This is a genomic window from Gammaproteobacteria bacterium, from assembly GCA_034522055.1.
Lineage (GTDB): Bacteria > Pseudomonadota > Gammaproteobacteria > JAABTG01 > JAABTG01 > JAABTG01.
In genome coordinates, this window is record JAXHLS010000002.1 from 1,721,803 (window position 1) to 1,737,941 (window position 16,139).

Annotated in this window: 13 protein-coding genes; 4 read left to right on the top strand and 9 right to left on the bottom strand. The window is 60.2% G+C overall.

Annotated features, from left to right (window positions below; genetic code table 11):
- Window positions 1-31 precede the first annotated feature (31 nt).
- From U5S82_08405 to U5S82_08420, 4 genes are all read right to left on the bottom strand, one after another.
- Window positions 32-1,285 (bottom strand): O-antigen ligase family protein, encoded by a 1,254-nt coding sequence (locus tag U5S82_08405; protein ID MDZ7751670.1) that lies wholly within the window; start codon window positions 1,283-1,285, stop codon window positions 32-34.
- Between the two features lie 199 nt (window positions 1,286-1,484).
- Window positions 1,485-2,588: a glycosyltransferase gene (locus tag U5S82_08410; GenBank protein ID MDZ7751671.1), complete on the bottom strand. Its 1,104-nt coding sequence runs from the start codon at window positions 2,586-2,588 to the stop codon at window positions 1,485-1,487.
- A gap of 92 nt (window positions 2,589-2,680) precedes the next feature.
- Window positions 2,681-3,778: a glycosyltransferase family 4 protein gene (locus U5S82_08415; protein MDZ7751672.1), complete on the bottom strand. Its 1,098-nt coding sequence runs from the start codon at window positions 3,776-3,778 to the stop codon at window positions 2,681-2,683.
- The gene (locus U5S82_08420) at window positions 3,775-4,839 is read right to left on the bottom strand and encodes a glycosyltransferase family 9 protein (GenBank protein MDZ7751673.1); all 1,065 of its coding nucleotides are present in this window, start codon (window positions 4,837-4,839) and stop codon (window positions 3,775-3,777) included. Before U5S82_08420 ends, U5S82_08415 begins: the two co-directional genes overlap by 4 nt.
- 153 nt (window positions 4,840-4,992) lie before the next feature.
- On the opposite strand from U5S82_08420, the gene U5S82_08425 reads away from it, so the two are divergent.
- Complete coding sequence (locus U5S82_08425; protein MDZ7751674.1) at window positions 4,993-5,718, top strand: hypothetical protein; 726 nt, start codon at window positions 4,993-4,995, stop codon at window positions 5,716-5,718.
- On the opposite strand, the gene msbA is transcribed toward U5S82_08425, so the two are convergent.
- The 5 genes from msbA to rpmH all read right to left on the bottom strand — a co-directional run bounded on the left by msbA (window position 5,715) and on the right by rpmH (window position 12,017).
- Window positions 5,715-7,469 carry a lipid A export permease/ATP-binding protein MsbA gene (gene msbA, locus U5S82_08430; protein ID MDZ7751675.1) on the bottom strand — a complete coding sequence of 585 codons (1,755 nt, stop codon included), beginning with the start codon at window positions 7,467-7,469 and terminating at the stop codon, window positions 5,715-5,717. The genes U5S82_08425 and msbA overlap by 4 nt on opposite strands.
- Window positions 7,470-8,387 carry a lipid A biosynthesis acyltransferase gene (locus U5S82_08435; GenBank protein ID MDZ7751676.1) on the bottom strand — a complete coding sequence of 306 codons (918 nt, stop codon included), beginning with the start codon at window positions 8,385-8,387 and terminating at the stop codon, window positions 7,470-7,472.
- Window positions 8,388-8,409: 22 nt separating this feature from the next.
- The gene (gene mnmE / locus U5S82_08440) at window positions 8,410-9,756 is read right to left on the bottom strand and encodes a tRNA uridine-5-carboxymethylaminomethyl(34) synthesis GTPase MnmE (GenBank protein ID MDZ7751677.1); all 1,347 of its coding nucleotides are present in this window, start codon (window positions 9,754-9,756) and stop codon (window positions 8,410-8,412) included.
- A gap of 17 nt (window positions 9,757-9,773) precedes the next feature.
- Window positions 9,774-11,486, bottom strand: coding sequence for a membrane protein insertase YidC (gene yidC / locus U5S82_08445; GenBank protein ID MDZ7751678.1), 1,713 nt, complete (start codon window positions 11,484-11,486; stop codon window positions 9,774-9,776).
- Between the two features lie 396 nt (window positions 11,487-11,882).
- Window positions 11,883-12,017 (bottom strand): 50S ribosomal protein L34, encoded by a 135-nt coding sequence (gene rpmH / locus U5S82_08450; GenBank protein ID MDZ7751679.1) that lies wholly within the window; start codon window positions 12,015-12,017, stop codon window positions 11,883-11,885.
- A gap of 360 nt (window positions 12,018-12,377) precedes the next feature.
- Between rpmH and dnaA the strand changes: the two genes are divergently transcribed.
- The 3 genes from dnaA (at window position 12,378) to recF (ending at window position 16,110) form a co-directional block, all read left to right on the top strand.
- Complete coding sequence (dnaA, locus tag U5S82_08455) at window positions 12,378-13,745, top strand: chromosomal replication initiator protein DnaA (protein MDZ7751680.1); 1,368 nt, start codon at window positions 12,378-12,380, stop codon at window positions 13,743-13,745.
- Between the two features lie 162 nt (window positions 13,746-13,907).
- Window positions 13,908-15,020: a DNA polymerase III subunit beta gene (gene dnaN / locus U5S82_08460; protein ID MDZ7751681.1), complete on the top strand. Its 1,113-nt coding sequence runs from the start codon at window positions 13,908-13,910 to the stop codon at window positions 15,018-15,020.
- 7 nt (window positions 15,021-15,027) lie between these two features.
- On the top strand, window positions 15,028-16,110 hold the full coding sequence (gene recF / locus U5S82_08465; protein MDZ7751682.1) for a DNA replication and repair protein RecF: 1,083 nt from the start codon (window positions 15,028-15,030) through the stop codon (window positions 16,108-16,110).
- Window positions 16,111-16,139: the final 29 nt, after the last annotated feature.

A 16,139-nucleotide genomic window follows, 5' to 3' on the forward strand; every position in this document is an offset into this window, starting at 1 on the left:
CGATGACAGGGCCGACCCATCATGGCGGCGGCTAGGAGGCGGCGCCCGGGTCCGACCCCGGGCCCGGGCCTTGGGCCGGGTCCTGGGACCCCGCAGCGGACCCTCGGCGGCGGCGCAGGCGATGGGCCTCCATGCGCACGAAATGGATGGCCATGGCCACCCCGAACAGGAAGGTGAAGGGGTTGCGCACCTTGGCCTGCCAAATTTTATCGTTACCCATGGCCCACAGCGCGGCCACAAGCATGGATAAAGCCAACCATACCACCACGTCCGATGGAAACAGCCCCTCACGGTACGCGCGAAAGACACTCTGCCCCAACAGAATGAGAAATAATGCCGTAAGAGCCGCCCCCACGAGCCCCATCTCTACCAACACTTGCATATAGAGATTATGCAAGTGGTGAAGAGACAAATTAACATCGTCCGTTTTTTCTTTCAGCGGGTCGAAAGTGCCGATACCCCATCCTAAAATCGGCCTTTCTTCAAAACGGTCTCTACCCCATACGAGCGCCTTATAGCGAAGCCCGATCGACCCATCTCCCACGTGGGCACCATCCAGCTGCGCTGCGGCCACAAATTCGTCGAATTCCGTTATTACTCGCGGCCCAATTTTATCCCATTGATGCCATATGACAGCCACCAATGAGATGGCCATTATTATCGAGAGTAACGCCCGCGCCCTGGCGCCTGCAAAAGGTTGCGTCCTATTCGCAACCATATAGATCATCACCCATGGTACGGCTACGGCGAAAGCCAACCACGCCATCCGTGTCAAGGTGAGGCCAAAAGCATAGGCAACTACTCCCAGAGCGAACACGAAGATCACCGCGACCACGAAACGCGCCGTCCATGAAGTCCCCGCGCCCAGTATGCGCCTGGAAAACACCAACAGCCCCACCAGGCTCAGGGCCGCGGACAGGGCGAAGTGGATCACGGCCATGCCGAAGCCAGGTCGACGCACGGTGGCCATATAGCCCAATGGATCATGCCAATCTATGTGTATGAGGATCCTTATAAGCAGGGCAGAAACGGCCATGACCAACACTGGAAAGAGAGCATTAGGCCTGGCCGCCAGCCACCAGCCGAGGGCTACCGCAACCGTCAGCATCTCAATGTAGCCACGGTAGGACTTGGATATTTGCTCGGTGTATGGGACTCCGAATTGCAGGTAGGCATACACAGCGCTGAATATGATATACGCCAACAAGACTCCGAGAGCGCCGAGAACGGGGTCCGTCCCCAAATGCCGTCCCTTGAGGGGCAACAAGACGAGCAGAGAGATCATCAGCAGAGCCCCTCCAAGATAGCCAAGGGCTGAACTCGCGGGATGGAGAGCGAACGCGAACATACCTACAAGGCCCAACCAATTCGCCATTTGGTGGAGATCTATCATGGTATTTATACCTCATAATCCATTCAGTTACTCTCCGCGGCTATTCCAGAGACAGTGATTGCGTTGAAAAAATTAACCCGCGAATTGTCATTTAAGATCGTTGTCCCCGCAGCACCTCGAACAAGCGACGATATTCGGCCGCACAATGTGCCTGAGAGTAACTTGCAACGCTATTCTTCAAGCCGTCGCGATCGGGTTGCCTGGACAAAGCCTCTGTAATGGCTTGCGCCAGAGATGCCGCATCATCTACGGGTACCAGGCTACCGAATCTGCCATCCTGGAGGATCTCCCGAGGACCGCTCGGACAATCCGTGGCAACCGCGGGCACCCCCAAGGCGAGGGCTTCCGTCAAGGCATTCGGAGAACCTTCTCGGCGAGATGAGAGCACGAACAAATCGGCTCGACTGAGACAGGCATGTGGGCTGGGGTTGAATCCAGCCAGATTCACCCGATGAGAGACTCCCAGGCGATCTGCTAAAGCCTTTAGGCGAGACCTCCAATTCCCCTGACCGAATATGACCAATCTCGGAGGGCATGCCCCTGTTATCCTTGAGACTGCCTCGATGAGCACATCAAATCCCTTTACAAAGCACAAACGACCCATACTCACAATCGTCGGTACGCCGTATTTTTCCCGCAGCCAGGGATGTAAGCATGGTGTCCCTGGCTGAGCCAGCAACGCCGGTGTAATTACCGGATTATGCACCACGGGAATACGTGCACATGGAATGCCCAGGATATTGCTTATGTCTGCGGCAACTCCATGGGAGTTCGCGACAATTAGATCTGCCTGACCGTAAAGTTGCCGCAAGCGTGAACGAGCAAAGTGGCGTTTCAGGATATTTTGTCGTGCCAAGCGCTCTGAAACATTGGTCCCCGGGCGAGCTACAACGGCAAACGATTTCCGGCTGAGATGGCGGGCGTGCAATACGGCATCCAATGCCTTTTCTTTCGCTGCCATCACGACATCAGGTTTGCGCGTCTGCAGATATTCATGCAGGAACAAGCTGTCTTTAACAACATAAGAGAAGAATCGGTTAACATCGGTCGCCAGGTGCTCAATATAGGGTGCTTGTGAACTTCTGGTAATGAAGTCCACTGATACGCCCTGTTCAACGAGACCGGTGGCCAGATTCACCAGCATACGCTCTGCACCACCATCGCCGTAGGAAGGAAAGTATATTGCTATATGCAAAATAGGTTCCTATATGCTGGCGCCACGCCGTCTGTGGACATTCATCGGAGATAGAATAGTACGCTTCGAGCGCGCGATGCGAAGCTGATCATTCATTTCCCGATTCGATGCCGGATCGTTTCGTATAGGCGATCGTACGCATTCGCCATTTGGGGGATGGAAAACTCGCGCTCCATCAGCATTCTACCGCCATGGCCAAGAAGGCATCGCAGCTGATCATCACTCAATAGAGTAGATATGGCGTCAAGCAGAGCTTCGGGATCGGCAGGCGGCACCAGGATGCCGTTATCATGATCATGCACAACCTCGGGTATACCACCCACGGCACTCGCCACGATGGGCACTTGGCATGCCGAGGCTTCCAGTAACGACACACCCAGCCCTTCCATGAGCGCGGGATGCACCACCAAATTGAGCTGAGGCAAATCGTTGGCAAGGGTTGGCGAGAATCCCGCGAACGTAACGAAGGGATTGATACCGAGTCGTCTTGCGGAATTCTCCAAATCGCCACGCAAGGGCCCCTGGCCGAACAGCAGCAGCCGCAGATTGGGAAAGCGTTTCAGCAGGCGGGGCAGGGCCTGGAAAAGATAATCATGGCCCTTCCTTGGGATGAGCTGGGCGATGACCCCCACCAGCAGGCTGTCGGCGGGTAATCCGTAGGCGGTCCGCAGGTCTCGGACCGGGGATTGATGGGGCCGGTAACGTTCGAGGTCGACGGCGCTATGGATGACCGTGATCCTTCGCGCGGGCACCCCGTCCGCCACCAGCGCCCTCTTCACGCCCTCGGATATGGCGACGAATTCATCGCTGAGACGACCCTTCATGCGCACGAGCACCCGCTTATCCCGATTATCCACCCGGCGGGTGATGATCACGGACACATCGAGGCCTGCCGCCGCCAGTACGCCCCAGGTATCGGCGCCCTTGCGGCTGTGGATATGCAGCACATCCGTGGCCGTGGCCCTAAGCAGGGCGCGGAGGCGGTATACCAGCCGCATATCCAGGTCGCCGGCGTAGGGCAGCTCCGTCACATCGTGGCCCTCGGCCCTCGCGGCATCCCCCAGCTCGCTGCCGGGTACGCAGGCGAGATGCTGTTCGATGCCACGGGCCGCCAGACCGTGCATGAGGTAGAGCACCTGCCGGGCACCGCCGTACAGGTGCCTTCCCGTCTCCAGGTGCAGGATCTTCACGGACGGGAAGCGAGCATGGTCACGGCCTGGTCCAGCACCTCTGCGCTACCGATATCCCGCATGCAATCGAAGCGCTGGCCACAGGTGGGATGGCGACGGCACGGCGAGCAGGGGAGGGCCTTGTAGAAGATGCGGTCCACGGGCTTCGGCACCCGGCGGTAGGGGATGGTGGAACCGAACAGGGCGAAGGTGGGGGTGGGGGACAGCATGCCCATGTGGGTGAGGCCGGTGTCCACGCCTATCACCAGGGCAGACCGGGAGATGATGGCGGCGCATTCACTCAGGCTGGTATCGCCCACCAGGGACTTCACCGTAGCCTCGGAACGGGCGATCTCCCGCGCCGCCGCCTTGTCCCCCGGCCCTCCCAGCATCACCACGTCCACTTCGCAACGGACCTTGAGTTCCCGCACGAGGGCGACCCAGCGTTCCGTGAACCAGTGTTTCTGGGGCCGGGTGGTGAAGGGGCAGATGACCACCATGGGCCGCGTGATCCCCTTCCCATGAAGCAGGCGGGTCGCCATCTCGAGGTCCCGGGCCGTGTACAACCGGAGCTGGAAGTCGTCGGCATCGAGACCCAGGTCGAGGCGTGCCGCCAGGGCGCGGTACTCGGCACCGATGGTGCCGCTGGAGCCGTCCCGGGGCACCACCCTGGTCATGAAGCGTCCACTGCCCTCCCGGGAACCCAGGCCGATGCGCGTCCTACCCCCCGACAGGCCGGCCAGCATCCCACTCTTGAACAGCCCCTGCAGGTCGATCACCAGATCGTAGGCATGGCCCTTCAGTTGGCGCCGCAACCCCGCGACTTCACGCCCCAGCCGCAGCAGGGAGCCCCTTTTGAGGAGCCGCAGCCATTCGGTTTTATTGAAGGTGATGACCCCATCCACATGGACGTCGGCCGCGGGCAGGCAGGCATAGGCGGGCTCGCACAGCCAGTCGACGCGGCAGTCAGGCCATCGGGCCTTGAGGGCCTTGGCGACCATGGCGGCCATGACGATGTCGCCCGCGGCGGACAAGCGGATCAGCAGGACACGCCGGGGAGGGGTCTCTTCGAACATCTCCATAGGGCGGGCGGGAAGTATACTACCGTTTTATGACACCATCGGGCGAGGAGCCGCCGGGACGCAAGCGGTGAGAGTCTACTACAGGCAACGGGACACACGGCGATCTTGGTTGATCCAGGCATAACGGTCATTGGAAGGCAAGGGGCGGGCGCTATGCCCAGGCCGGTCTTCGTGGAGCTGCTGGGTTTTCCGGGCTCGGGCAAGACCACCGTGGCGAAAGCCGCCCTCACCCATCTGAGATCATCCGGTGCGACCCCGCCCTTCTTTTACGGCCGGGATGGCAAGCACCATAGCGGCCGGGATGATGTCACGGCCCTGCTGGCCCAGGTCTCGCGGACCGTGGGGAGAAGCCTCGGTGTCGGCGGGCCACGGGTGGGGATGCGGCAATGGCGTCGTTTCCTGCCGGTGGTGGACAAGACCCTGCTGTTCCGCCGGGTGCGCCGGCGCCATGGGAACGACGCCGTGGTGCTGTTCGATCAAGGGCCGATTCAGATGCTCTATCTGCTGGGCGACGGCGATGTGCCGGGCCGGGACGACATGGTGGCGCTCCTGGAATTGCTGCGGCCGGACCTCGCCGAAGTCTCTGTATTCATGGATACCCCCGCCGAGGTGGCGGCCCACCGCTATTTCGCCCGGGCCAAGAGCACTTCACGGCGGCCCTATAAGGGCTGGAACGAAGAACGCATCTCCGCCCTCTACGCCGCCCATGTCCCCGCCATCCGGTGGATAGCCGAGTGGCTGGAGGCATCCTCCTCCACCATGGTATTGCGCCTCGACGGCCGGCTGGAGCCGGAGCGCAACGGGGTCATCCTGGCCCGCGCCATCGAGGAGGCTACCCACTGGGCCATTTCGAGGCGCGATCCGGCGGGGGCAGGCTAATCCATGGCGGAGCCGAACTGCAGATGGTAGAGGTCCGCGTAGAGCCCGCCGGCCGCCAGCAGGTCCCGGTGCCTTCCCTGCTCGACGATACGGCCCTGCCTGATAACCACGATGCGGTCGGCGCTCTCGATGGTGGACAGGCGGTGGGCGATGACGAGGGTGGTGCGGCCGCGCCGCAGGGTCTCGAAGGCGGCCTGGATCTTTTTCTCGGAATCGCTGTCCAGGGCCGAGGTGGCCTCGTCCAGGATGACGATGGGGGCATCCTTTAAGAAGGCCCTGGCGATCACCAGCCGCTGGCGCTGGCCGCCGGACAGGCGCACGCCGCGGTCGCCGATGTTGGTATCAAGGCCCTCCGGCAGGTCCTCGATGAATTCCAGGGCATGGGCGTCGGCGGCGGCCTTGAGGATGGCCTCTTCGCTGGCACCGGCGTTGTGCCCGTAGGCGATGTTGGCCCGCACCGTGTCATTGAACAGGACCGGCTCCTGGGACACCAGGGTGATGCGGGCCCGCAGTACCTCCAGATTCACCTCGGCGATGTCGCGGCCGTCCAGCAGGATCCGTCCCGCATCCACCTCGTAGAATCTGGGGATCAGGCTCACCAGGGTGCTCTTGCCCGAACCGGATGGCCCTACCAGGGCGAGGGTCTCGCCGGGTTTTACTTCCAGATTGAAGTCCGCGATGGCACGTTCGGGTTTGCCCGCATAGGTGAAGGACACGTTCTCGAAGGATATGGCGCCCCGGACACGCTTTCGCCCCGGATTTCCTTCCACCCGCTCCGTGGGCTGGTCGATGAGACCGAAGGCACTCTCAGCCGCCGCGAGACCGGTTTGTAAAGGCTTACTCACGGCGGTGAGGCGCTTGATCGGCGAGAACAGCAGGGCCATGGCGGTGAAGAAGGACACGAAATCCCCCACCGTCAGCACCCCCGCCTGGACGTCCCGCCCGGCCACATAGACCACGAAGGCCATGCCGATGGCGGCGATGATCTGCACCGTGGGCACACTAAGGCCAGACACCACCTGAGCCTTGAACCGCAGCCGGCGCACCCAGTTGGCGGCGCGCTCGAAGCGGCGGCGCTCATACTCCTGGCCGCCGAAGATCTTCACCACCTTATGGCCGTTGGTGACCTCTTCCATGATATGGGTCATGTCGCCGAAGCTGCCCTGCAATGAACGGCTCAGTACCCGCAGGCGCTTGTTGATGACGATGACGACATACACGATGAGTGGCGCAACGAAAGCCACCACGAAGGTGAGCTTGAAACTGATGTAGCCCATCCACAGCAGCAGGGCGAGGATGGTAAGGGAATCCCGGATCAGTACCGTCAGCACCTTGGTGGCGGCGGTGGCCACCTGGCTCACGTCGTAGGTCATCTTGGAGATGAGCACGCCCGCCGAGTTGTGGTCGAAGAAGCTGGTGGGCAAGCGCATGAGGCGATGAAAGATCTGTTCCCGGATATCCAGTATCAGACGGCCGCTGATCCATGCCATGGCGGTCTCACCGACGAAGCTGCCGATACCCCGCAGGATGAATATGCCGACGATGGCGAAGGGTATCCACACCACGGCGGAGGCATCCTTGGCCACGAAGGCATCATCCAGCAAGGGCTTGAACAGGGCCGGCACGGCGGGCTCGGTGACGGCCACCAGCACCAGCCCCAGGATAGAGGCGATGAAATAGGCCCAATAGGGCCGGGCGTAGGTGAGCAGGCGCAGATAGAGCCGGCGACTGGATGATGGGGCGATGCTCATTCAATCGTCCGCTTCGAAAGGGGCATAGGGATCGCCGTGAGGGCCGGCTATGGTCTTGAAACGCCGGTGAATCCATAGGTACTCGTGGGGGGCGCGGCGAACCTCGTCTTCGATGATACGGTTGATGCGGGTGGCGTCCAACACCTCGTCGCCACTGGGGAACCCTTCCAACTCCGGCAAGATCCTCAACACATAACCGCCATCCTCGAGCCGGTGAGGGAAAAAGGGCACCACCGGTGAACCGGAGGCCCGCGCGATACGGGAAGGCGCGGTGCTGGTCAAGGTAGGGATGCCAAAGAACCCGGCCATCACACCGCTGCGTTTGCGAGGGTGTTGGTCGGCCGCGAACCAGACGATCTCACCCTCTTTGAGTGCCTTTAACATCTGCCTGATGTCGTTGCGCGGGATGGCGCGGCGGAACAGACGGGCGCGGCTGCGGGCCAGGGTCCGTTGTATCACCGGATGCTCGTGCTTGCGGTAGACCACCGCGAAGGGCATCCGGGTATTGAGCAGGGCGCCGCCCAGCTCGAGGCCCGTAAAGTGGGCGGACAACAGCACCACCCCCCGCCCCCGGGCCGCCGCCGCCGTCAGATGCTCCACGCCCTCCATCTCCGTTCTGGCAAGCACGGGGGCGAGATCGGTCCACCAGCCTATGGCCATCTCCACGATGCCCTGACCCAGGGAGGAGAAATGGTCGCGCAGGAGTGCCTGGTGCTCGTCCCGCGTCAACCCGGGGAAGCACAATTCCAGGTTGATCCTCGCCACGCGGCGACGGCGGCGGGAGAACAACAGGTACAGGCGTCCGCCAGCGCCCCCCAGGGCGAGGGCCACGCGGTGGGGCAGGCGGGCCACCAACCACAGCAGGACCAGGGTGATCCGGGTGAGGGTACGATTGGGCAGGGAGGCCGACTTCCTCATGGCACGGGGGGGGGGACGCGAGCTACTTGCCGATGCAGAAGGTGGAGAAGATGGAACCGAGGAGGTCATCGGTGGTGAAGGCACCGGTGATCTCTGCCAACGCCTCCTGGGCGAGGCGCAGCTCTTCGGCCATGAGTTCCACGCCCGTGCCGTCGACGCCGTGGTCGCGGCCGCGACAGATATGGCCCAGAGCCGTCTCGAGGGCCGCCAGGTGGCGGCGGTTGGCGAAGAACAACCCCTCGGTGGTGACGATATGCAGGCGCGACTTTATCTCTTCCCGCAGGCATTCCAGGCCCTGTCCGGTGAGGGCGGACAGGGCAACCATCGGAAATTCGCCGCCCACCATGGTCGGCGGCGCCGTCGTTGTCAGGTCCGCCTTGTTCATGATGAGGATGCGGTCGAGGGTCTCCGGCAGGCCCGCGAGAAAGGATTCGTCGGCCGGGGTCGGGCCCACACATCCGTCGATGACGTACAGCAGGATCTGAGCCGTTTGGACCTCCTGGTGGGTGCGCTCGATACCCATGAGTTCGACGGGATCGGCGGTGTCCTGCAGGCCGGCGGTATCGACGATGTGGAGGGGGATGCCATCGAGGTTGATGGACTCGCGCACCACGTCCCGGGTGGTACCGGCGATGGCCGAGACGATGGCGGAATCATAACCGGACAGGCGGTTGATGAGGCTGGATTTGCCGGCATTGGGCGGCCCCGCGATGACCAATTTGACGCCCTCGCTCAAGACCCGTCCCTGGACTCCCTGCTCCAGCACTTCCCGGATACGGTGGATAACGACGTCGAAGGCCGGATCGGCTGCGGGCTCCGGGGCGGAGGGCAGATCATCGGTAAAGTCGATGGTGGCCTCATAGCGGGTACGGATGTGAACGATGGCATCCCGTATGACCGAGACGCGGTCGGACAAGACCCCTTCGAGGGTACGGTTAGCGGAGCGGGCGGCCTCCACCGTCGAACTGTTGATGAGGTCGGCGATGGCCTCGGCCTGTGCCAGATCGATCTTGCCGTTCAGAAAGGCCCGTTGGGAGAACTCACCCGCCTGTGCCGGTCGCGCGCCCAGCTCGATGGCGCGTTTCACCAGCAGGTCGAGGATCACGGGACTGCCGTGGGCATGGATCTCGAAAACGTCCTCGCCGGTGAAGGAACGGGGACCCGCGAAGTAGAGGCCGAGGCCCTGATCGATGATCCCGCCGCCGGCATCCCGGAACGCGGTGAAGCGGGCCTGGCGATCCACGGGTGTCCGGCCTGTCAACGATTGGGCGATGAGGGCACTCGCCGGCCCGGAGACCCTGATCACGCCGATGCCGCCCCGGCCGGGGGGGGTGGCCACCGCCACGATGGTATCGGTCGCGGCTGTCACACGGCTCGCCCTTGGCGCTACCCCGCCTCTTTTTCGATCTTGCGGGTGATGACCCACTGCTGGGCGATGGACAGGGTGTTGTTCACTACCCAGTACAACACCAGGCCGGCGGGGAAGAACAGGAAAAACACCGTGAACACCACCGGCAGGAACATCATGATCTTCTGCTGCAGGGGGTCCATGGGGGCGGGATTCAGCTTCTGCTGAATAAACATCGTAAGGCCCATGATCAACGGCAGCACGAAATAGGGGTCATAAGCCGAGAGATCTTTAATCCAGAACATGAAGTCGGCCTGACGCAGTTCGACCGTCTCGATGAGCACCCAGTAGAGGGCGATGAACACCGGGATCTGCACCAGGATGGGCAGGCAACCCCCCAGGGGATTCACCTTCTCCGTCTTGTAAAGATCCATCATGGCCTGATTGAGCTTGGTCTTGTCGTCGCCGTAGCGTTCCTTCAGGGCCACCATTTTGGGTTGCAGCTTGCGTAGGCGCGCCATGGAACGATAGCTGGTGGCGGAGAGCTTGAAGAAGGCAAGTTTGATAAAAAGGGTAATGAGAACGATGGACCATCCCCAGTTGCCCACGAAGTCGTGAATGAATTCGAGGGCCCACCACAGGGGCTGGGCGATAATAAACAGGTAGCCGTAATCGACGATGAGATCCAGTTCCTCAGCGGCGGCGGCCAGTCGCTCCTGGACCTTGGGGCCGGCGTAGAGTTTCATGGAAATACGGCCGGCAGCGCCCGGTTCCACGGCCAGGGTCGGGGTTACTGCCCCCGCGGCGAAGCGATTGCCGCCGAGGGCCTTGGTATAGAAGTGATTGGTGGCATCGGCATCGGGGATCCACACCGAGCCGAAGTAGTGCTGGATCATGGCCAACCAGCCACCAGGGGTGCTGGCGGACACGGCCCCGGATGCCATGTCTTCGAAATCTATTTTCTTATAGCGGTCCTCGGCCGTGTGCAGGATGGCACCGGTATAAGTGTATATAAAGAACATATCCCGCCCACCGGCCGGCGGGGTACGCTGGAACTGTCCGTACATCCGGCCCTGCCAGGGTGCCGTGTCGGCGGGATTCTCCACCTCATGAACGATGTCGATGACGTAGCTATCCCGCTCGAGGACGAAGGTCTTGACGACCCGTACGCCGTCCGCTGACTCCGCTACCAGCGGCACCTCCAGACGGTCGCTGCCGTCATCCATGACGTACTCCGTCGTGGATGACGTGAAGGTGTCGTGGTGACTCGGCGCGAAGGCTTCTCCGAGTAGTCCGGTCTGGGCGACGAAGAACTCCGAGGGGGAACGTTGGAACAACTTGACCGGCACGTCCGGTTGCTCCAGGGAGACGGGATATTCTTTGAGTTCCAGGGTACGGATCACCCCACCGCGGGTGTCGATCTCGAGGCGCAGGACATCGGTCTCCACCCGGATGACGCCAGCGGCTGAGGATGGATCTGCTTCTGACCCGCCGCCCTCGGGTCTTGCGATGTCCGCGGGCGCCTGGCCGGCCGCAGCCGGATCCCGTGGCGCGGTCGGCACATCTTCCTCGGTTTGGGCTTGCTGTGCTTGGGGGGACGGGGAATCCGCGCCTGGTCCGGAGATGCTCGTGGCCTCGTCGTAGGAGGCGGTCACGGGCGCGGTGGCGGGGTAGTCCTTCTGCCAAGCCTGCCACATCAGGAAGCCGATGAAGATCAAGGCCGAGAACAGGATTAAGCGAAGGTTTTCCATAGCGGGCGGCGTTCGTCAGGGTTTAAGGGCGTGATCGACGGTCCATTTCCCTGAAGAACCTCCTCAGGGATTCGGATAGTTCCTGCGCTGTCGCCGTGGCCGCCGACTGACGAGTCACGACGACGATATTCACGGACGGCAAGGCAGGGGCATGATGACGGAAGGCTTCTCTGATCAAGCGTTTCAACCTGTTCCGCCGTACCGCGCTACGGACGTATCGTTTAGCCACCGCGATACCGAGACGCGCCTGTCCCTTGGGGCGGTAAAGATAATGAAAATTGAACAAGGGAACGGTCTTGCGAGTGCCCGCCCGAAACACCTGACGAAACTCTTGTGGCCGGATCAGACGCCTGGGTTTCGGAAACCGAAACGGCTTCGAGCCCAAGACCGAATGAGTCAGGCGGACAAGCGGGCCCTTCCCCGGGAACGACGGTTACTGATGACCTTACGGCCGGCTTTGTCCGCCATGCGGGCGCGAAAGCCATGCCGGCGCGCGCGCTTGAGGCGGCTGGGCTGAAAAGTGCGTTTCATCGCGTTACCCTCGATTTTTGAAGGAGAATAAAACAGAGAAGTGTATTTTAAGCGGCTGGTCCGCGCAATGGCCAGGCGGCCTGTGGATAATAAAAAGCAGGGTGTATAGACTCAGGGGTCGTTCATACCCGCGACGCGGTCACGCCGCGCCTTCGTTAACTCTCATGGCGATACACGCCACCCAAAATGATGAAAGAGGAGCGCGTATCGCCATGCTCGTTCCCTCACCCCATCCCTGTACTCCGGGCATCCTGCCCTTCGCCCTGCGGGCCGCGCCAAGGCGCGTTCAAATCCGTTCCCGACGGATTTGTCCCAGAGGGAGAGGGGGAGAGCGTGCTTCGCGTCTTTCACGTTAAGGTAATACTTGTGTCTGATAGCCTTTGGGAACAGTGTCTGGTTCGGCTCAAGCACGAGATTCAGCCCGAACAGTACAACAACTGGATCAGGCCACTTCAACACATCCAGGAAGCGGAGCGGTTGGTGCTTCTGGCCCCGAACCGTTTCGTCAAGGACTGGGTAAAGGATCACTACCAGGACAAGATAAGCGAGATCGTCGACCATCTCGAGCCCGGCTACGGCGCCAAGGTCCATCTCGCTGTCGGTAGTCGCGCGGCCGAAGAGACGGCGACGCCTGAAAAGGCGTCCATCAAGACGACTCAAGGGAACACCAAATCACCCGGCAACCGGGTAGTCCAGGGACGGGATCGCATACGCGGCCTGTTATCCCAATTCACCTTCGAGAACTTCGTCGAAGGGAAATGTAACCAGTTAGGGCGGGCCGCAGCGATACAGGTGGCTGAGAACCCGGGTAATGCCTATAACCCGCTGTTCATCTACGGCGGCGTCGGCCTCGGCAAGACTCACCTGATGCACGCGGTGGGTAACGCCATCATCGCCGGTTCGCCCGATGCGAAGGTGGTATATCTCCATTCCGAACGCTTCGTTAACGATATGGTGAGTGCCCTCCAGCACAACGCCATCGGCAAGTTCAAGGCTTTTTACAGATCCGTCGATGCGCTCTTGATCGACGATATCCAGTTTTTCATCGGCAAGGAGCGCTCGCAGGAAGAGTTCTTTCATACGTTCAATGCCCTACTTGAGGATCAACAACAGGTGATCCTCAGCTGTGATCGGTTTCCACGATCGGTGGACGGCATCGAGGAGCGGCTCAAGTCCCGCTTCGGTTGGGGACTCACGGTGGCCATGGAGCCACCTGAATTAGAGACTCGGGTGGCTATACTCAAGGCCAAGGCAGCCGCGGCCGGTGTGGACCTCAGCCACGACGTCGCGTTCTTCATAGCCAAGCGGGTCAAGAGCAATATCCGGGAACTGGAGGGGGCGTTGAGACGTGTCATCGCCAATTCCAAGTTTACCGGCAAGCCTATCTCTGTCGAGTTCACCCGAGAGGCCTTGAAGGATCTTTTAGCCCTCCAGGAAAAACTGATCACCATCGAGAATATACAGAAAACGGTTGCCGAATTTTACAAGTTAAGGGTTTCGGACCTGGTATCCAAACGGCGCAATCGGTCCATTGCCCGGCCACGCCAGGTTGCCATGGCCTTGGCGAAGGAGGTCACCAGCCATAGCCTGCCGGAAATCGGCGACGCTTTCGGTGGGCGTGACCATACTACCGTGCTCCATGCCTGCCGGAAGATAAAGGAATTGCGGGAGACTGACGAAGGAATACAGATGGACTATCGCATCCTGTTGAGAACCCTGAGTTCTTGATGTGGATAACTCTGTTGATTGTTACAGAAAGCCATTCGTACAACAGATATCCACAGGCAGCACGGGTGAGATTACCCCGCTTCAGGAACCAATATTTAGGGGCTGTCTGATTGATATTAAAGGACAAAACAGCGTTATCCACAAATACGCGGGTCACTAATTATGATTATAAGTACAACTAAAGAACAAATAATAAAACCCTTGCAGATGGTCGTGGGCGTAGTCGAGAGACGTCAGTCCCTGCCTATTCTGGGCAATGTCCTCATTAGCGCCCGAAACGGCCGTGTCGAGCTGACGACCACGGATCTCGAGGTGGAGTTGTTTGGGCGTTTCGAGGCCCAGGTGGAAGAAGAGGGGGAAACGACTTTCCCGGCACGCAAGATATTGGATATCTGCAAGGCTTTACCCGACAAAGCGAGGCTTCACATCGAGGTGAAGGAAGGGAAGGGGATCATCAGCTCGGGTAAGAGTCGGTTTCGCTTGACCACCATGAATCCGAGCGAATTTCCGACGGCGGAGGATAAAGAAAGCCGTTACCTTTTGAAGGTGGGTCGGGAAAAATTGAAGCGACTGATCGAAAAGACTCAGTTTGCCATGGCCCATCAGGATGTGCGGTTCTACCTGAACGGTCTGTTATTGGAAAGCAAAGAGGGTCGCCTGAAGGCCGTTGCGACGGATGGGCATCGACTGGCGATATCCGAAATGGACATCAATGACGAAGAGGCAGACGGAGGAGAGATTCAGGCCATCGTGCCACGCAAGGCGGTACTCGAACTGAGTAAGGTCATAGGTGAGGGTGATGAGCAAATCGTCATGGAATTGGGGAGACAGACCTTGCGGGTCGACCTCGGGGATAAGCGCATCACCAGTAAGTTGGTCGATGGGAAATACCCAGATTACGAAGGGGTGATACCGCGAACGGAGCGTTGTGACAAGAAGGCGATTATTGAACGGGAAGTTTTACGGGACAGCCTCGCGCGGGCGTCGATCCTGTCCAATGAAAAGTACCGGGCTGTGCGTATCGGCTTCGATGAGGACAAAGGGATGCGAGTAACGGCCCATAATATGGAACAAGAAGAGGCCGTGGAGGAGTTGGAGGCGGAATTTGAGGGTGAAGCCATCGAGATCGGTTTCAACGTGGGCTATCTCATGGATGCCATTTCAGCAGTGGATACAGCCCGAGTGATCATTTATCTGATAAACAGCGACAGCAGTAGCCTCATCGTTGGTGAAGCTGGTGAGGAAAAGTACGTCGTTATGCCCATGAGGTTGTAGGACCAAGTTGCGTATCGCCCGCATCAGCATAAGAAACATCAGATGCATCGCCAGTTCGAGTTTCGACCCCTCTGCCGGACTCAATCTTTTGGTGGGGGCCAATGGGTCGGGAAAAACAAGCCTTTTAGAGGGGATTTTCTTTCTCGGTCATGGAAGGAGTTTCCGTCGCGTCGAGTTCGATAAGTTAGTGCGCAGGGGAGAAGCGGTCCTTTCGGTTTTTGGGGAGGTGGTTGAAGGGGAATGGCGTTCGCGGATCGGCATAGAGAAGCGGCGCACCAGCGGCAGGATTCGCGTTGACGGGATGGACGCCCAGTCCAACAAGATATTGGCGGAACGGCTTGCGGTAGGGGCGTATTATCCTGGCCGGGAAGCGCTGCTGTGGGGTCCGGGTAAGGATAGGCGACAGCTGATGGACTGGCTCTTGTTTCACGTGGAACCAGATTACGGGCCACTGATGAGGCGCTTCACGGAGGGACTGCGCCAACGTAACGCTCTACTCAGGTCTGGAAGAGACCGCAGAACCATTCAATCATGGAGTGAGGGCCTGGCAGCGGAGGGCGAGCGGATTCACCGTCTTCGCGAAACGGCCATGGACGACTTCATGCCATGGATAGCGAGGAAATTAAGCCAAGCCCTGGAACGACCAATCACGTTGGAGTACCGAAGGGGTTGGCGGGCCACCGAAGGTCTTGCGTCGGTATGGCAAGCCGGGCTGGCGGCAGACGAGGCACGGGGCTGGACAGGATCGGGAGGACCGCACCGGGCCGATATCATGCTCACAACGGAAGGGGCAGCATGCCGGGACATGCTCTCCAGAGGAGAAGGGAAACTCGCATCTCTTGAACTTTTCCTTGGAGCAATCACTTTTCTCCGGCAACGGACCGGGCGGCGGGCGGTGGTACTGCTTGACGATTTGGGTTCTGAGATAGACAGTCATAATCTGCAGGTCCTTTCGGCTACCCTGCGAGACCTGGGCCACCAGATATTTATCAGCATGGTGGCCCCCCCGGGAGCCGGTTTTGGTTCCGGAGGATTCGAGGACTATCGAATGTTCCACGTGGAACAAGGTGGTGTTTCAGAAGTGTTATAATGGCGCTTTTCCCCTTCCAGGCTGATTCC

What these genes read in the sequence shown, in the direction of transcription:
- yidC (MDZ7751678.1), bottom strand. Translation starts at nt 11,486, where the DNA reads ATGGAAAACCTTCGCTTAATCCTGTTCTCGGCCTTGATCTTCATCGGC.
- rpmH (MDZ7751679.1), bottom strand. Translation starts at nt 12,017, where the DNA reads ATGAAACGCACTTTTCAGCCCAGCCGCCTCAAGCGCGCGCGCCGGCAT.
- U5S82_08420 (MDZ7751673.1), bottom strand. Translation starts at nt 4,839, where the DNA reads ATGGAGATGTTCGAAGAGACCCCTCCCCGGCGTGTCCTGCTGATCCGC.
- msbA (MDZ7751675.1), bottom strand. Translation starts at nt 7,469, where the DNA reads ATGAGCATCGCCCCATCATCCAGTCGCCGGCTCTATCTGCGCCTGCTC.
- dnaN (MDZ7751681.1), top strand. Translation starts at nt 13,908, where the DNA reads ATGATTATAAGTACAACTAAAGAACAAATAATAAAACCCTTGCAGATG.
- U5S82_08405 (MDZ7751670.1), bottom strand. Translation starts at nt 1,285, where the DNA reads ATGATCTCTCTGCTCGTCTTGTTGCCCCTCAAGGGACGGCATTTGGGG.
- U5S82_08435 (MDZ7751676.1), bottom strand. Translation starts at nt 8,387, where the DNA reads ATGAGGAAGTCGGCCTCCCTGCCCAATCGTACCCTCACCCGGATCACC.
- U5S82_08425 (MDZ7751674.1), top strand. Translation starts at nt 4,993, where the DNA reads ATGCCCAGGCCGGTCTTCGTGGAGCTGCTGGGTTTTCCGGGCTCGGGC.